The organism is Streptomyces sp. NBC_00631, from assembly GCF_045206895.1.
Lineage (GTDB): Bacteria > Actinomycetota > Actinomycetes > Streptomycetales > Streptomycetaceae > Streptomyces.
This window is the reverse complement of sequence record NZ_CP107734.1, coordinates 992753-1009810: the sequence shown is the minus strand read 5'-3', so window position 1 is coordinate 1009810 and position 17058 is coordinate 992753. Positions and strand designations below refer to the sequence as shown.

The 17058-nt window shown below is 73.5% G+C and carries 14 protein-coding genes; 9 read left to right on the top strand and 5 right to left on the bottom strand.

All coding sequences use genetic code 11. The annotated features are described in order from the left end of the window. Window positions 1–2 precede the first annotated feature (2 nt). The 3 genes from OHB00_RS04755 (at window position 3) to OHB00_RS04745 (ending at window position 4237) form a co-directional block, all read left to right on the top strand. The gene (locus OHB00_RS04755; protein ID WP_406431537.1) at window positions 3–1727 is read left to right on the top strand and encodes a hypothetical protein; all 1725 of its coding nucleotides are present in this window, start codon (window positions 3–5) and stop codon (window positions 1725–1727) included. Window positions 1728–1773: 46 nt separating this feature from the next. Beyond that, window positions 1774–3591, top strand: a complete 1818-nt coding sequence (locus tag OHB00_RS04750; RefSeq protein WP_406431535.1) for a hypothetical protein — start codon at window positions 1774–1776, stop codon at window positions 3589–3591. 82 nt (window positions 3592–3673) lie between these two features. After that, entirely contained in the window at window positions 3674–4237 is a 564-nt protein-coding gene (locus OHB00_RS04745) for a dihydrofolate reductase family protein (protein WP_406431534.1), read from the top strand. Window positions 4238–4295: 58 nt separating this feature from the next. On the opposite strand, the gene OHB00_RS04740 is transcribed toward OHB00_RS04745, so the two are convergent. Next, window positions 4296–4946, bottom strand: a complete 651-nt coding sequence (locus tag OHB00_RS04740) for a dihydrofolate reductase family protein (protein WP_406431532.1) — start codon at window positions 4944–4946, stop codon at window positions 4296–4298. 52 nt (window positions 4947–4998) lie between these two features. Continuing rightward, complete coding sequence (locus OHB00_RS04735) at window positions 4999–5712, bottom strand: nucleoside/nucleotide kinase family protein (protein ID WP_406431530.1); 714 nt, start codon at window positions 5710–5712, stop codon at window positions 4999–5001. A gap of 77 nt (window positions 5713–5789) precedes the next feature. On the opposite strand from OHB00_RS04735, the gene OHB00_RS04730 reads away from it, so the two are divergent. Together OHB00_RS04730 and OHB00_RS04725 are read left to right on the top strand one after the other, a co-directional pair. Further along, window positions 5790–6524 (top strand): HAD family hydrolase, encoded by a 735-nt coding sequence (locus OHB00_RS04730; RefSeq protein WP_406431528.1) that lies wholly within the window; start codon window positions 5790–5792, stop codon window positions 6522–6524. After that, on the top strand, window positions 6521–8866 hold the full coding sequence (locus OHB00_RS04725; RefSeq protein WP_406431526.1) for a glycoside hydrolase family 65 protein: 2346 nt from the start codon (window positions 6521–6523) through the stop codon (window positions 8864–8866). Before OHB00_RS04730 ends, OHB00_RS04725 begins: the two co-directional genes overlap by 4 nt. A gap of 183 nt (window positions 8867–9049) precedes the next feature. Here OHB00_RS04725 and OHB00_RS04720 read toward each other — a convergent pair whose 3' ends face one another. Continuing rightward, window positions 9050–9946: a M56 family metallopeptidase gene (locus tag OHB00_RS04720; protein WP_406431524.1), complete on the bottom strand. Its 897-nt coding sequence runs from the start codon at window positions 9944–9946 to the stop codon at window positions 9050–9052. After that, window positions 9943–10326 (bottom strand): BlaI/MecI/CopY family transcriptional regulator, encoded by a 384-nt coding sequence (locus OHB00_RS04715; protein ID WP_406431522.1) that lies wholly within the window; start codon window positions 10324–10326, stop codon window positions 9943–9945. Before OHB00_RS04715 ends, OHB00_RS04720 begins: the two co-directional genes overlap by 4 nt. Window positions 10327–10473: 147 nt before the next feature. Between OHB00_RS04715 and OHB00_RS04710 the strand changes: the two genes are divergently transcribed. Continuing rightward, on the top strand, window positions 10474–11421 hold the full coding sequence (locus OHB00_RS04710) for a lysylphosphatidylglycerol synthase domain-containing protein (protein ID WP_406445613.1): 948 nt from the start codon (window positions 10474–10476) through the stop codon (window positions 11419–11421). Window positions 11422–11494: 73 nt separating this feature from the next. Beyond that, window positions 11495–12349, top strand: a complete 855-nt coding sequence (gene prcB, locus OHB00_RS04705) for a proteasome subunit beta (RefSeq protein WP_406431520.1) — start codon at window positions 11495–11497, stop codon at window positions 12347–12349. A gap of 1 nt (window position 12350) precedes the next feature. On the opposite strand, the gene OHB00_RS04700 is transcribed toward prcB, so the two are convergent. After that, window positions 12351–13034 (bottom strand): phosphatase PAP2 family protein, encoded by a 684-nt coding sequence (locus OHB00_RS04700; protein WP_406431518.1) that lies wholly within the window; start codon window positions 13032–13034, stop codon window positions 12351–12353. Between the two features lie 253 nt (window positions 13035–13287). On the opposite strand from OHB00_RS04700, the gene efeU reads away from it, so the two are divergent. Together efeU and efeB are read left to right on the top strand one after the other, a co-directional pair. Next, window positions 13288–15594 carry an iron uptake transporter permease EfeU gene (gene efeU, locus OHB00_RS04695; protein WP_406431516.1) on the top strand — a complete coding sequence of 769 codons (2307 nt, stop codon included), beginning with the start codon at window positions 13288–13290 and terminating at the stop codon, window positions 15592–15594. Between the two features lie 47 nt (window positions 15595–15641). Next, window positions 15642–16913, top strand: coding sequence for an iron uptake transporter deferrochelatase/peroxidase subunit (gene efeB, locus OHB00_RS04690; protein ID WP_406431514.1), 1272 nt, complete (start codon window positions 15642–15644; stop codon window positions 16911–16913). Window positions 16914–17058 lie beyond the last annotated feature (145 nt).

Here is a 17058-nt window from a genome sequence, read left to right as displayed (position 1 = left end):
CCTTGCCCACGCCGCTCGACCACGAGTTCGTCCGCGCGGCGGCCCGCGCCGCCGACCGGCGGGCCGCCCCGCTGGCGGCCGACCCCGACGAGGAACCCGCCGGTGTGACCCACCGCGCTCTGGCACGCCGGGTGAAGACTCTGGTCGCGGCGTACCGGTCCCCGGACTCGGCACTGCACGGCAGCGGGCAGGCCGCCGCCGCCGCGCTGACCCACCTCCGCGCCCTGCGGGCCGCGCAGACCGCCTCCGGCCTCTTCGCCGGCGGCGACAACGTGCAGTCACCGCCGGACTCCGCGTTCACCGTCAACGACGTGTGCGACGCGCATGTCCTCGCCGCCGGCGCGGGGCCGGAACTGGCCGAGGTGGCGGCCGGGGTCGCCGAGATCGCCGGCGCCGCCACCGCCAGTCTCCTGACCGGTGGCGTGCACACCCCGAACCACCGCTGGGAGCTGAGCGCGGCCCTCGCCCGGCTGCACCGGTCCTTCCCCGACGACCGACTCCTCGACCGCGTCGAGGAGTGGCTCGCCGAGGGCGTCGACATCGACCCGGACGGCCTGTACTCGGAACGCAGCGCCGTCTACGCGTCCATCGTGACCAACCCGGCGCTGCTCCTGCTGGCCGAGGCGCTCGGCCGGACCGACCTGTCGGCCGCCGTCGAACGCAACCTCGCCACCACCCTGGACCTGATCAGACCGGACGGCACGGTGGAGACCCTCCACTCGCGACGGCAGGACCAGAAGCTCACGTTCGCCCTGTGGCCCTACCTGCCGCACTACCGGCTCCTCGCGATCCGCACCGGCCGGGGCGACTTCGCCCGGGCGGCACGGCTGGCGGCCGCCGCCGGTATCGACGACCCCGACCTGCTCGCCCAGACCCTCCTCACCCCGGACCTGAGCCGCGAACTGCCGTCCCCGCACGCGGAGAAGCTCCCGCGCGCCCGGTACCTGAGCACCGCACGCCTCGCGTACCAGGCTTCGGCCACCGCGCACACCGTGGTGTACGGCGGCTCCGACGTGCCCGAGCACCGGCGCATCCGCTCGGGCCTCGCCTGCAACCCCACCTTCCTGCGGCTGTTCGCCGGTGCCGCCGTCCTTGACGCGGTCCGCCTCTCGCGCGGCTTCTTCGACCTGGGCCCGTTCCGCGCCGCCGACATGGAACGGCTCGCCGACCACCGGTACCGGCTCACCCAGCGCCTCACAACCGCCTACTACCAGCCGCTCCCGAAGGACCACAGGCGCGACGACGGCGCCTACCGCCTGGTGGACGAGGGTCGCTTCTCCGCGGCGATGGCCTTCCCGGACCGCCCTCAGGACGAGGCCTCCCACACGACCCGAGTCGAAGTCGACCTGCGGGAGGACGGAGCCGACCTGCGGATCGACATCAGCGGCCCATCGGTGCCCTGGGCCCTCGAACTGACCTTCCGGCCGGGTGGCGAGCCGCAGGGCGCCGTACCGATCGGCGACGGGCGCTGGTGCCTGACGACCGGGCCGCTGACCTACCGGGTGGGCGACGACGAGATCCGCGTCGAGGCCGCCGTCGAGGCGGGCGAACCCCTCGCCGGGCCGGACCGGACCGAGGTGCTGCGCTACGACCCGGGCCAGGACTACACCGTGGCCGGCGGCACCGACGCGACGACCGGGAACCGCGTCTACCTCGGCGGGCACGGCCCGCAGACACTGACCGTCGCACTGCGCGCCCGACGTCCCTCGCCCGTCGCCCGCCCCTGACCCACCCCGCCAGGCCACCTCCGGAACGAAGGGCTGACCACCTCCCATGCACCTGCCGCGCCAGCTCGGCCCGCTGCACGACCTGCCGGCCACCCCCGAGGCGTACGACGCGGTCCTCGCCGACGTCGTGGCGCAGGCCCTGGCCCGCCTCACCGCCGAGGGCAACCTCGAACACCCCGACGCCGACGACGACATCGGCGACACCTCCCTCGGCATCACCTCCCTGCTGGCCCTCGCCTGGCAGCGCTCCAAGGACCCGCGGCTGCCCGAGGCCGTGCGCCGCAGCCTCGCCTTCCATCTGCGCGAGCGGGTCTACACCGAGGACAACCCCGGCTACCCGAACCTCACGGTCCGCGACTCCGGACTGCCGTACGCCCGTTACGTCCTTGAGGCGGGCGCGCACCCGATCGGGGACTGGCCCAGCACGGTGTGGGCGCTGCTCCAGGCCGTGAACGTCCTCGACCTCGCGGACGGCCTGGTCGACGACGCCCAGCGCGCAGAGCTCGTCGAGGTGAGCCGCGGCTACTGGCGCTGGCTGACCGAGGCCACCTTCTTCAACCCGCAGGAGGCCGGCAACCAGGCGATCGGATGCGTGGTCGGCGGGCTGATGCTGGCGCGCCATCTGCCGCCGGAGGAGGCGGCGCCGCTCCGCGAGCGGGCGCTGGCCCTGTACGCCGAGAAGATCCGGGCCCACCGGGTGCTCGACCGGGGTGCCCTGCTCCCGCCCGAGCACGGCGGCGCCTACGACAACAACTACGGCCCGATCTCCCTGTCCTTCCTCGCCCAGGCCCACCGGATCAGCGGGGCGGAGATGTTCGCCGAGGACGGTGACGCGCTCGCCCGGTACATCGACGCACGCCTGCCCAACGGCGGCTTCGACAACGGCGGCCCCCGCTACAGCGAACAGCACTCCGCCTTCGAGTCGGTGCTCGGCCTGCGCTACTTCGGCGCCCGGATCGGCTCCGACCTCGGCCGCTACCGGGGCGACACCCACTGGGGCCGGCACGCGGTCAAGCCCGACGGCGGGGTCGACGGGCACTTCGCCTGGATGCTGGTCTGGCAGATCCAGGACACCACCCCCTGGCACCGCACCCCGTCGACCGCCCCGGCCCGCCACCGACTCCGCGCGGGCTCCGTGTCGGTCGCCTTCGACCACCACATGACCCCCGCCCTGGTCGAGGCGGCCGGCACCTACTACCTCCAGGCCGCGGTGAACCGACAGCACGGCTTCGGTCCCGTCCTGGACGGCTTCCTGTACTGCCGGCCGATGGGCGAGATCCGGGTCCGGGACGTCCACGCCGACGGCCTGACCGCCAAGCTGGTCAGCAAGCCGGTCGTGGGCCCCGACCATGTGCTGCGCCATGTGCGCTCGCTCTACGTCACGGACGGCACCAGCCTGTGGGTGACGGTGGCCGTGGAGCGCTTCGACGGAACGCCGTACCTGCTGTCCGGGCTGCCGTACGCGGCGGACGACGGCGACCGGGTACGCCGGATCGCCGAGGGCCAGGTCGCCTCGGCGGGCGCACTGCGGCTCACACATCCCGCGCCGCGGGGCACCGACCACTTCGACGCGCGCGGCGAACTCACCCAGGAACAGGCCGCGTTCGCGCTCGCCGCCGACCCGCGCGGCTACGGCAACCCGGACGTGGGCTGGCGCCACCTGGTCTCCAGCACCGCCTACGAGGCCGCACCGGCACCGGGCGCACCGGAGCACCTGCATGTGTTCGCCGTACGGTACGGACCCGGTGGGAACTTCACGCCGTCCTTCGAAGGCGACCTGACCGTGCACACCGAGGAGTTCACGGCCGCCATCGGGGCCGAGGACGCCCACGGGGTGCCCGAACTGGCCCTGACCGCCTGTTAGCGCTGTCCCGCGCGTGGCGATGAGTCCTGCGGTCTCCGGCGGTCGTACGGTCGAACCCGTTCCCGAGCAGGAGGGACTCCCGATGCGCAGCGTGACCTATTCGATGAGCATGTCACTCGACGGCTACATCGTCGGGCCGGACGGCACGTTCGACTGGACGGCGCCCGACAAGGAGGTCTTCCGCTTCTGGATCGACGAGATCCGTGAGGTCGGCGTCCACCTGATGGGACGGCGGCTGTACGAGACGATGCTGTACTGGGAGACCGCCGACCAGGATCCCGCGCTCGACGACGCCGAGCGCGAATGGACCGCGCTGTGGAAGCCGCTCCCGAAAGTGGTGTTCTCCACCACCCTCCCGGAGGTGCGGGGCCGGGCCCGGCTGGCCTCCGGCGGGGTGGCGGAGGAGATCGAGCGGCTGCGCGCCGAGCCGGGAGAGGGCGCCATCGCGATCGGCGGCGCGACGCTCGCCGCCGAGGCGGCCGAACGGGGTCTGATCGACGAGTACCGGACCATGGTCCACCCGGTACTGGTCGGCGGCGGCATTCCCTTCTTTCCCCGGAAAGAGCGCCGGGTGGATCTCGAACGCGTCGAGACCCGCACCTTCGGTTCGGGGGTCGTCTACCTCCGCCACCGCGTGGTGCGTTAGACGGCCCCGGCCCAGGCCGCCCCGGAGTTCACCGAGGGTGACCTGGACCGCGAGCACGTCACCTTCGCCAGAACAGGTGATGGGTCACGCCGCTCGGACTGGGCACGACCTCCAGGTGGAACCGGTCGAGTAGTTCGTCGGGGGACTCCCAGAGCCGTAGGCCGGCCCCGAACCTCACCGGCGAGACCGCCACGTGCAGGGTGTCGACGAGGTCGGCTTCGAGGAACTGCCGGACGGTGGTGACCCCGCCGCCGAGCCGGACGTCCTTGCCCTGCGCGACTTCCCGCGCCTGGGCGAGGACCGTGGCCGCATCGCCCTCGACGAAGTGGAAGGTGGTGTCGGAGAGCGTGAACGACGGACGCTCGTGATGGGTCATGACGAACACCGGAGTGCGGAACGGGGGCTCGTCGCCCCACCAGCCGCGCCACTCGTGGTCATGCCAGGGCCCGCGCTGGGGCCCGAACTTGTTGCGGCCCATGATCTCGGCGCCGATGTTGCGGGCGAAGTCGCGGGTGAAGTAGTCGTCGAGGCCCCGGCTGCCCCCGGCATCCGTGCGGTTGGGCCAGCTCGCGGTGGCGCCGGCCCAGGCGAACAGCCTCTCGGCACGGTCGAGGCCGAACGGCCGCTCAAGGCTCTGGTGCTCACCGGCACCGGCAGCGACTCCGTCGGCCGAGACGACGAAGTTCATGACTCTCAGCAGTTGATCCACGTGTTTCCTCGCCAGGTTCGGTTCGTGTCCTCGTGGGGCGAGACGCCGCACATCATGATGTCGAACGGGACGCGGCCGGATCGACAGCGGTCCGTGACTTTGTCCGATCCGACCGCCGCACCTTCCCGGTCAGCACCGTCCGGGGCACCACCAGGTCCGCCCGGTCCCGGGTGGTCGCGACCAGATCGGCGTTCAGCTGGTCGGTGCCCGCCACCCAGGCCACCGCCTGGTCGTGCCCCTTGCCGAACTCCTCGTGCCGGGCGACCAGCCGCCGTACCCGCTCCGCCTCGTCGGTCTCGCAGAACCACACCTCGTCCAGGGCCGGCCGCACGCGTGCCCACAAACCGTCCGCCAGCAGCAGGTAGTTGCCCTCCGTCACCACCAGCCGGGCCGTCGGCGGGACGGGGATCACGCCCGCGAGCGGCTGCTCCAGGACCCGCTCGAAGCCGGGCGCGTACACCACGACGTCCGTCTCCGCGCGCAGCCGCCGCAGCAGCGCCGCGTACCCGGCCGCGTCGAAGGTCGCGGGCGCCCCCTTGCGGTCCCTCAGACCGAGGCGGTCCAGCTCGACGTCGGCCAGGTGGAAGCCGTCCATCGGCACGTGCGCGGCCCACGGCTCGCCGGTGCCGTTCAGCTCCCGCACCAGATGTTCGGCGAGGGTCGTCTTGCCGGCACCGGGGCTGCCCGCGATGCCGAGGATCGCGCGCGGACCGCGTCCGGCGAGTGAACGGGCGCGGGCGAGGAGGTCTTCGAAAGTCAGCGGCACGCAAAAAGTGTGACACCGGGCCCGGAATGTGGCGGGCGCCACCCCCTGGAAACCGTCCAGTGGGGAAGATGCCGGACATGACTGCACCAGGGCTGCCCGACACCATCCAGGCCTGTCTCTTCGATCTCGACGGGGTCGTCACCAAGACGGCCGTCGTGCACGCGGCGGCCTGGAAGGAGACCTTCGACGCCTTCCTGCGCGGCTACGAGGGGCAGCGGCCCTTCGACTCGGTCGCCGACTACGACGAGTACGTCGACGGACGCCCCCGCGCCGACGGGGTCCGTGCCTTCCTCGACTCCCGCGGCATCCACCTGCCCGAGGGCGCCCCGGACGATCCACCGGACGCGCCGACCGTGCACGGCCTCGGCAACCGCAAGAACGAACTGCTGCTGGAGAAGATCCGTACCGAGGGCGTCGAGGCCTACGACGGCACCCTGCGCTACCTGGCGGCGGTCCGCGCGCACGGGCTGCGCACCGCCATCGTCTCCTCCAGCGCCAACTGCCGTGACGTGCTGCGCTCGATCGGCGCCGAGCACTTCTTCGACGTCCGCATCGACGGAGTCGTGGCCGCCGAGCGCCGGCTGCCCGGCAAGCCGCACCCCGACACCTTCCTGGCAGCCGCCCACGAGCTCGGGGTCGAACCCGCCGGTGCCGCGGTCTTCGAGGACGCCCTCGCCGGAATGGACGCGGGTCGCGCGGGCCGGTTCGGGTACGTCGTCGGCGTCGACCGCGTCGGGCAGACGGACGCCCTGTACGCACACGGCGCGGACACGGTCGTGAAGGACCTCGCCGAGCTGGGAGGCAAGGAGTGATCACCCACCGGTCGTACGCCGTGGAACCCTGGACGGTCCGCGAGACCGCGCTCAACCTGGACGTGCTCGCGCAGAGCGAGTCCGTGTTCGCGCTGTCCAACGGGCATGTCGGCTGGCGCGGCAACCTCGACGAGGGCGAACCGCACGGCCTGCCCGGCAGCTACCTCAACGGCGTGCACGAGGTGCACCCGCTGCCGTACGCCGAGGCGGGCTACGGCTATCCCGAGTCCGGGCAGACCGTCATCAACGTCACCAACGGCAAGATCCTGCGGCTGCTGGTCGACGACGAGCCCTTCGACCTGCGCTACGGCCGCCTCGCCGGCCATGAGCGGGTGCTGGACCTGCGCCGGGGCGTCCTGGAACGGACCTGTGAGTGGACCTCGCCGGCCGGCTCCACCGTGCGGGTGCGCTCCACCCGGCTGGTGTCCCTGACCCAGCGGGCCATCGCCGCCGTCTCCTACGAGGTGGAGGCCGTCGACCGGCGCTGCCGGATCGTGGTCCAGTCCGAGCTGGTCGCCAACGAGCAGCTGCCCGGATCCAACGGCGATCCGCGGGCCGCCATGGCACTGGAGTCGGCGCTGGAGCAGGAGGACACCTTCGCCTCCGGGCACCGGCTGCGCCTCGTGCACCGCACCCGGCGCAGCGGCCTGCGGGTGGCGGTCGCCGCCGACCACACCGTCTCCGGTCCCGAGCGGACCTCGACGGAGGCCGAGAGCGGTGCGGACGTGGCCCGGCTCACCGTCACCTCCGTGCTGGAGCCGGGGCAGCGGCTGCAAGTGCAGAAGCTCGTTGCCCACGGCTGGTCCGCGGTGCGCTCGCTGCCCGCCATGGCCGACCAGGTCGACGCGGCCCTCGCGGCCGCCGCCCACGAGGGCTGGCAGGGGCTCGCCGACGAACAGCGCGGCTACCTGGACGACTTCTGGTCCCGCGCCGACGTGGAGGTGGACGGCGACGAGGAGGTCCAGCAGGCCGTCCGCTTCGCCCTCTTCCACGTCCTCCAGGCCGGGGCCCGCGCCGAACAGCGGGCGATACCCGCCAAGGGCCTCACCGGCTCCGGGTACGACGGGCACGCCTTCTGGGACACCGAGATGTTCGTGCTGCCCGTCCTCACCCACACCGCCCCCGGCGCCGTCGCCGAGGCGCTGCGCTGGCGGTACAACACCCTGCCCGCCGCCCGCGAACGCGCCGCCCAGCTGGGCCTGGACGGAGCCGCGTTCCCCTGGCGGACCATCGCCGGCTCGGAGGGCTCGGCCTACTGGCCGGCCGGTACCGCCGCCTTCCACGTCAACGCCGACGTCGCCGACGCGGTGGTCCGCTATGTCGCCGCCACCGGCGACACCGACTTCGAACGGGACACCGGCGTCGAACTCCTCGTGGAGACCGCCCGGCTGTGGCGCTCGCTCGGCCATCACGACAGCCGCGGCGCCTTCCACCTCGACGGCGTCACGGGCCCCGACGAGTACAGCGCGGTCGCCGACGACAACACGTACACCAACCTGATGGCGCGGGCGAACCTGCTGGCCGCCGCCGACGCCGTCGGACGCCACCCGCGCCAGGCGGCCCGGCTCGGTGTCGACGCGGAGGAGTCCGCCGCCTGGCGGGACGCCGCCGAGTCCGTGCACATCCCCTACAACCACGAGCTCGGGGTTCACGAACAGCACGCCGGATTCACCCGGTACCAGCGCTGGGACTTCGAGAACACCCGCCCCGAGCAGTACCCGCTGCTGCTGAACTTCCCCTACTTCGACCTCTACCGCAAACAGGTCGTCAAACAGGCCGACCTGGTGCTGGCGATGTACACCTGCGAGGCCTATTTCGACGAGGCGCACATCGCCCGCAACTTCGCCTACTACGAGCCGCTGACCGTCCGCGACTCCTCGCTGTCCGCCTGCTGCCAGGCCGTCGTCGCCGCCCAGGCCGGGCACCTGACGCTCGCCCACGCCTACACGGCCGAGGCCGCGCTGATGGACCTCGACGACCTGGAGCACAACACCCGCGACGGACTGCACATCGCCTCCCTCGCCGGCACCTGGATGGCACTGGTGGCCGGCTTCGGCGGGCTGCGCCACTACGACGACGGCGCCCGCTTCGCCCCCCGGCTGCCGGAGCGGCTGCGCCGGCTCGCCTTCAGCCTGCAGTTGCGCGGCAGCAGGCTGCGCGTGGAGATCGGCGCCGACAAGGCGACGTACACCCTGCTGGACGGCCCGCCGCTGACGGTGCACCACCACGGCGAGCCGGTCACGGTCGGCACGGACGGCCCGGCGGTACGGGCGGTACCGCCGGCGAGGCCGGGGCCCACGCCGGCCCAGCCGCCGCACCGGGCGCCGAGCCGGCCGAGCTGAGCTGCAGCGTCCCGTAAGGGGCGCGGGGAACTGCGCGACCAGCCACGACGGCGGCGCGGACGACCGATAGCGCCGCAGGGGTCCGGATGCACTGCGAAGTGCCGGTCGAGTGCGGCTGGTCGCGCCCGCGCGGCGGCAGCCGCACATCGATACAACCCCGCCCCCCAAAAAGGACGGGGCGCTTCACGTCAGGGCGTTGAAAAGGAGCCGTACCAGGTCGCTCGTCGCGTCCGCCGCGAACAGGGCCGCCAGGGCGCCGAGCGCGAGAACGGCCGCGGCGGCCGGCCACAGTTGCGGCGGCGGGGTCGTCTGCAGCGCCGCGATGCGGCGGGTGACCGCGCGGTCCGTGAAGTTGAGGGCGCAGGCCGGGCGGGTGGCGCGGCCCGCGCTGAGTGCCGCACGGGCCAGTGCCCGGGCGGTGGTGCCGCGGTCTCCGACCTCGGTCGCCGCCTGCTCGTCCGCCCACCGTTCCACCAGGAAGGTCACGGCCGCGCGGACCGGGCCGAGCAGCGGGTTGGCGGCCGCGGCGAGCGTCACCGCGGTCACCAGACGGCCGTGCCGGTGGCGGAGATGGGCACGTTCGTGCGCGAGCAGCACCCGCCGCTCCGCCGGCGCCAGCGCGCCCAGCATCGCCGAGGTGACCAGGATGCGGCCCGGCCGGCCCGGGATCGCGAAGGCCTGCGGCACCTCGCAGGCGGCCACCACCAGCTCGGTGTCCCGCGGATGCCCCTCGCAGAGCCGCCGCAGCGCCCGCCGGGTGTGCCGCTCGGCCCGCACCGCCCGCTGCACCCGCCAGACCACCACGGCCAGCGCGACGCACGCGGCGACGCCGATCACCTCGGGCACCGGGTCGGCCAGCGGGCGGCCGTCCTCGTGGGCCTCCCGGACCACCGGCGGGGCGTCGCCCAGCAGGGCCGTCGTCAGCAGGACCAGCGACCAGGCGGTCGCGGCGGCGGTCAGCACGGCGGCGGACGCCAGGACGCGCGCCGCCAGTGCGGGCGCCACCCGGCGGCCGATCACCGGGCTGACCAGGGGCAGCAGCAGCGAGACCAGCAGCGGAGTGTAGACGTCGAACCTCATGCGCCGCCTCCGGCGAACAGGCTCCGCAGCGCCCGCTCCTCCTCCGGGCTCAGCCCGGACACGAACTGCTGGAGCGCCGCGATCGGGTCCGGGCCCCGGTCCAGGGCCTCGTGCATGGCCTCGGCGGTCAGCTCGGCCGCGTTCTTGGCCGGCCGGTACGCGCCGCGCCGCCCGTCCGCGTCCCGCAGTACCAGGCCCTTGTCGTACAGCCGCTTCAGGATCGTGTGCACCGTGTTGTACGCGAGACCGCCGCCGATCTCGGTCTGGATCTCGGCCGGGGTCAACGGGCGTTCGGTCGCCCACAGGGCTGCCAGGACCTCGCTCTCCAGCTCTCCGGCGCTGCGCCGCTCCGCCCTGCCGCGGGACCCTGTGCCAGCCATGGCACAACCTTACAGCGCGTAGTGCCGCCGTTCGCATGGCCGTATCAGCGCTGCCTCCGTCGGTAAGTCCGGTTAGTTTGTCAGTGTTTGTCCCTGAAGCCCATGGAGGGTCCTGCGCGTCGCAGAGGAACAGGGGTGGGTGCCTCGATGGTCCCGAACGTGAACGCCACGCCCGTCCTGGGCCGCCGGGGTCTCTACTGGCAGAGCGGTGCCTGCCTGGTGCTGCTGCTCGGCGCGGGCTGGCTGGTCCGGCGGCACTGGCCGGCCGTGACGCACGGGGCGCTCCGGCTCGCCGTGGCCGACCAGGGCTGGCTGCTGGTGGCGGCGACGGCGGCGGTCGGCACCTGGGCGTCCTCGGCGCTCGCCCAGCAGGGCGCGGTCACGCGCCGGCTGCCCGGCGGGCGGCTGGTCGCCGCTCAGTTCGCCGCCTCGGCCGCCAACCACGTGCTGCCCGCCGGGCTCGGCGCGGGCGCGGTGAACCTGCGGTTCCTGGTGCGCTGCGGACTTCCGGCGGGCCGCGGAGCGTCGGCCCTCGCGGTCAAGGCGGCCGCCGGTGCCGTGGTCCGGCTGGTTCTCATCGCCGTGCTCGCTCCCGCGTGCCCGGGGCTGCTGCGGATCCCGCACGTGCCCGTGGCCGCGCTCCTCGCCCTGGCCGGGACGGCCGCCCTGGCCGTGGCGCTGTTCCGGGCCCGGGTGTGGCCCCGCTGCCGGGGCGCGGTGGCCGCCGTGGCCGCCGACATCCGGGCCCTGCACGCCCGGCCGGTCCGGGCGGCCGCACTGTGGGGCGGGTCGCTCGCCTTCGCCGGGCTGCACGCGCTGGTGCTCTTCGCCGTGACCCGGGCGGTCGAACTGCCGCTGTCCCCGGCCCGGGTGGCGCTGCTCTACCTCGCCGCCAGCGGTGCCGCCGCGCTGCTGCCCACGCCGGGCGGCCTCGGCTCGCTCGACGCGGCCCTCGCTTTCGCCCTCACCGCCTCCGGGACCCCGGCCGCCGCGGCCGCCTCCGCCGTGCTCGGCTACCGGCTGCTCACCGTCTGGCTGCCGCTGCTGCCGGGCCTGCTGGTGCTCGGGATGCTGATCCGGCGCCGGGCGCTGTGACCGGGCGGGCGTTTCCCGGCGGCCCGCATCAGGTAGGAGTCCGGTGTCGTCGGCCGACAGGAGGGGGACCGCCATGCCAGGGCACGAGACCGAGGGCCGGCTGGGGGAGGAGTTCTTCACACCGGGGACCTCGTCCTTCGCCGGGTTCCTCGCCGCCCACCGGCCCGAACTGCTGCCCACCCGCAGCCCGCTGCCTCCCGGCACGGTCGCCGCGCCCGGCGCCTTCCCGCACGGCACCACCGTTCTCGCCCTCGCCTACCGCGACGGCGTGCTGATCGCCGGCGACCGCCGGGCCACCATGGGCAACCTCATCGCCCAGCGGGACCTGGAGAAGGTGCACCCCGCCGACGACCACACGGCGGTCGCCTTCGCCGGCACGGTCGGGCTCGCCCTCGACATGGTCAAGCTCTATCAGGTCGAGCTGACCCACTTCGAGAAGATCGAGGGTCTCCCCATGACCCTCGACGGCAAGGCCCGCCGACTCGCCACGATGATCCGCGAGAACCTCGGCCAGGCCATGCAGGGCCTCGCCGTCGTCCCCCTGCTCGCCGGTTACGACCCCAAGGCGCCGGCGGGGTCGCGCGGCCGCATCTTCGGCTTCGACGTCGCCGGCGGCCTCTACGAGAAGCGCGCGTTCCACGCCGAGGGCAGCGGCTCGCCGTACGCGGGGGGCGCCCTGAAGAAGCTGTACCGCACCGGCCTCACCCGCCGGGAGGCCGCGCTGGCCGCACTCCAGGCGCTGTACGACGCGGCCGACGACGACTCGGCGACCGGCGGCCCCGACCTCGGCCGCCGTATCTTCCCGCTGGTCTCGGTCATCACGGCGGACGGCTTCGAACGGCTGCCGGAGGCCGAGACGGCGGAGCTGACCCGGGAGATGGTCGACCAGCGCCGCACCCGCCCGGACGGACCCGCCGCCACCCCCTGACTCAGGGCGCGGCCACCGGTCTCCCCGGTGCGTCGTCCGGCGCCCCCGTGTCGGGGACCCACCGGGACGCCACGCACACGCACAGCCCGAGCCACCCGGCCGCGAACAGCCAGCCGCCGAGCACATCGGTGCACCAGTGCACGCCCAGGAACACCCGGGTGGCACCCACGGCGAGCGCCCAGCAGGCGACGGCCGCGCACCAGGGCGTACGGCCGCGCGGGGCCCTCGTCCAGATCGCCAGGATCACGAGGCCGGCGGCGAGTGCGGCCGTGGTGGTGTGGCCGGAGGGGAACGACCAGCCGGAGGCCGACGTCTGCCAGTCGGCCTGCGGCGGCCGGGGCCGGGCGACCAGCTCCATCACGGCGCGCCGGGCCGTCTGGCCCAGGGCCAGGCAGCCGGCGCCGAGCAGCGCGGCCACCAGCCGCTGCCGCCGGGTGCGGCCCACCACCAGCCCGGCCGCCACGGCCAGGGCGTACGGCACGATCCCGGTACCGGTCGCGGTGATCCCCCGGGCCACGGCCACCGCCACGTCCGGGCGGTGCCCGAGCGACCAGGTCAGCAGCGCGCGGTCCGGGGCGAGCGGGGCGCCGTGCCGGCCGGTCACGATCAGAGCCAGCACCACGAACGCCGCCCATGCCCCGAACGCGACACTTCCTGCGAACTCCGCGGTCCTCTTGCGGTCCATGACGCCGACGCCGGCCCTCCCGATGCGGTGACTACGAAGATGTAGACGGTCTACCCGAATGTAGACGATCGCCGTCCGGCCGGTGTCCCCGGGTGCGCGCGTCCGTGTCCGGTCGCTGCTTTTGCCGCACCATTGCCAGTTCATGACCGGCTGACTACATGGGTGTAGTCATCATGGTCGGCGGAGTAAGGCATGCCTTCACTAAGTTCGAGCCAAAGGGCGGGGACGGGCCTGCCGGGGAGGGCTGGGGCGGATGTGGGACGACGCGTTTCCTAGTTTCCTGATCGGGCTGAGGGAAGGTCTCGAAGCCGGACTGATCGTCTCGATCCTCGTCGCCACGCTGGTGCGGGCCGGGGCCAGGAACCGGCTGACGCAGGTGTGGACGGGCGTCCTGGCCGCGATCGCGCTGGCGATGAGCTTCGGCGCGGTCCTCACCTTCACCGCCGCCTCGCTCTCCGCGACCGCGCAGGAGGCCTTCGGCGGCACCCTCAGCGTGATCGCGGTCGCCTTCGTCACCGCGATGGTCTTCTGGATGCGCCGCTCGGCCCGCAGCCTGGCCGGCGAGATCAAGGAGAAGGTCACCGGCGCCCTGGCCATGGGCTCGGGCGTGCTGATCCTGACCTCGTTCCTCGCGGTCGGCCGCGAGGGCCTGGAGACCGCGCTGTTCCTGTGGACCACCGCACGCGCGGCCGGCGAGTCCGCGGGCCCCCTGACCGGCGCCGGGATCGGCCTGGTCCTGGCGGCCGGCCTCTGCTGGGGCCTGTACCGCCGCGTACTGAAGATCAACCTCACCCGGTTCTTCACCCGCACGGGCGCGGTCCTGATCGTGATCGCCGCCGGCGTCCTCGGGTACGGACTGCGCGACCTCCAGGAGGGCGGCGTCCTTCCGGGCGACACGGCGTACGCCTTCGACCTCGGCGCCCACATCGACGCGGGCTCCTGGTACAGCACTCTCCTCCAGGGCGTCCTCAACATCACCCCGGCGATGACCTTGCTCCAGGTGATCGGCTACGCCGGCTACCTCGCCGTGGTGATGACCCTGTTCGTCCGGGGCGTGCGTGCCGCCACACCGAAGCCGGCCGCCGGGAAGCCCGAGCCGGGGGCCGCCGCCGACGTGTCCGAGCCGCGGCAGGCCGCAGGGCACCCGGCGCCCGCGACCGACAAGCCGGAGCCGCAGGCCCAGCCGGCCGGCCCCGCCGCCGACCGGGCCGAGCCGCGACTCGAAGCCGACGGGGCCGAGCCCCGGCCCGCCGGGGAGGTGGAGCCCTCCGCGGGGAAGCCCGAGCTGCGGCCCGCCGGGAAGGTGGAGCCCTCTGCCGGGAAGTCCGGGTCGCAGGCGCAGCCGGGTCCCGCGGCCGGCCGGCCGGGCCCCGGTCCGAAGGCCGTCGGCGGGCCGCGGCGCCGTCCCGCCTGGGTGGTTCCCGTCGCCGTGGTCGCCGTCCCCGCCGTCCTCGCCGGGTTCGTCGTCGCCCTGGCCCGGCCCAAGCCGAGCAGCGGGCAGACCGTCGCCGTCTCCGAGACCGAGTGCGGCAAGGGCTTCACCGCGCCGAAGCCGGGCCGGCAGACCTTCCAGATGCAGAACACCGGCAGCAAGACCGCCGAGGTGTATCTGATCGACCCGAGCACCGACGCGGTCTACGGCGAGATCGAGGGCCTCGCCCCCGGCACCACCCGTGACCTGGTCGCCACCGTGGCCGGCGGCACCTACGCCTGGCGCTGTGTGCCCTCCAGCGGCAGGGCCGTCACCTCCGCATCGGTCACCGTCAGCGGGGGCGGAAGCAGCGCCAAGGCGGTCGTACCGGTCTCCGAGAACGACCTCGCGGCGCCGCTGAAGGCCTACAAGGCGTACGTCGAACAGGGCCTGGCCACCCTCGTCACCCAGACCCGCACGCTCGACGACGACATCGCGGGCAACCACCTCGACAAGGCCCGCACCGACTGGCTGACGGCCCACCTCACCTACTCCTCCCTCGGCGCCGCCTACGGCACCTTCGAGGACTTCGACAAGAAGATCAACGGCCGCGCCGACGGCCTGGCGGGCGGGGTCGCCGACAAGGACTTCGCCGGTTTCCACCGGGTCGAGTACGGGCTGTGGCACGGCCAGACGGCCGAGCAGCTGAAGGCTCCGGCGCAGGCGCTCGCGGACGCCGCGGCCGGGCTCCAGAAGGCGTTCCCCACCCAGGACTTCGATCCGGGCGACCTGCCGCTGCGAGCCCACGAGATCCTGGAGAACACCCTCCAGTTCGAGCTGACCGCCGACACCGACGAGGGCAGCGGGACCAACCTCGCCACCGCGAACGCCAATCTCGCGGGCACCCGCGAACTGCTCACCGTGCTGCGGCCGCTGCTGACCAGCCGGGCGCCGAAGCTGCTCCCGGCCGTCGACGCGGACATCGCCCGCCTGCAACAGCTCCTGGACGCCGAGCACCGGGGCGCGAGCTGGACCCCGGTCGAGCAGCTCGACACCGTCACCCGGCAGCGGATCGTCGGGGCCACCGGACAGCTCCTTGAGGACCTCGCCCCGGTGCCGGACCTCCTGGAGATCAGGAAGTCCGCCTGATGAACCCCGCAGAGCACCCGCACCCGTACCACGAAGGGAACCCTCCGATGTCCGCTGCCGACACCCCGTCCTGCCCGATGGGCACGGGCCGCCGCTCCTTCGTGCGGACCGCGCTGGGCGCCGGGGCCGCAGGCGCGGTCCTGGCCGGCGGCGGCTTCGCGCTGAGCCAGGCCGGCGGCACCGCCGAGGCCCAGGCCGCCGACGCGAGCGGCACCACCAAGATCCCCTTCCACGGCGTCCACCAGGCCGGCATCCTCACCCCGGCCCCGGCCGCCGCGACCTTCGTCTCCCTCGACGTCATCGCCGGCAACCGGCAGGAGCTCGCCGACCTGCTCAAGACGATCACCGCCCGGGCCCGTTTCCTCACCTCCGGCGGCACCCCCGAGGACCTCGGCGTCGGCGCGCCGCCCTCCGACAACGGCATCCTCGGCCCCGACGTCCCCTCCGACGCGCTGACGGTCACCGTCGGCGTCGGCGCCTCCCTCTTCGACGACCGCTACGGCCTGGCGAAGGCGAAGCCCGCCCGGCTGACGCCGATGCGGAACTTCCCCAACGACAACCTCAACGCCGCCGAGTGCCACGGCGACCTGTCGCTGCAGATCTGCGCCGACAGCACCGACACCGTGCTGCACGCCCTGCGCGACATCGCCAAGCACACCCGCGGGGCCATGCAGATCAAATGGCGGATCGACGGCTTCCAGAACGCCCCGCGGCCGACCGGCGCCCAGCGCAACCTGCTCGGCTTCAAGGACGGCATCGCCAATCCGGACGTGAACTCCGCCCGGGAGACCAACCGGCTGATCTGGGTCGGCGACGGACAGGGCGAGCCCGCCTGGGCCACCGGGGGCAGCTACCAGGTGATCCGGATCATCCGGATGCTCGTCGAGTTCTGGGACCGCGTCTCGCTCAGCGAGCAGGAGCTGATGTTCGGCCGCCGCAAGGACACCGGCGCCCCGCTGGACGGCGCCAAGGAGACCGACATCCCCAACTACGCCAAGGACCCGAAGGGCAACGCCATCCCGCTGGACGCCCACATCCGGCTCGCCAACCCACGCACCGTCAAGACCGACAGCTCCCGCATCCTGCGCCGCGGCTACAACTACGACCGGGGGATCGACAGCGTCGGCAACCTCGACATGGGCCTGGCCTTCTGCTGCTACAACCAGGACGTCCAGCGCCAGTTCGAGGCCACCCAGACCCGGCTCATCGACGAGCCCCTCGTCGACTACATCTCCCCGACCGGCGGCGGCTACTTCTTCGCCCTGCCGGGCGTGAAGAACGCCAAGGACTGGCTGGGGAGCGGACTGCTGGCGACCTGACCGCCGGACCCGGTCTTTACCTTCTCATGAAGATCTCTTGGTGAAGGTCTGCCGCGGGCGTTGCTGCGAACGATGTGCAAGTGCGGGAGGATGGCACAAGGCTGCCGATGGCAGCTGCCCATCGCTCGACCGAAGGATGTCACCC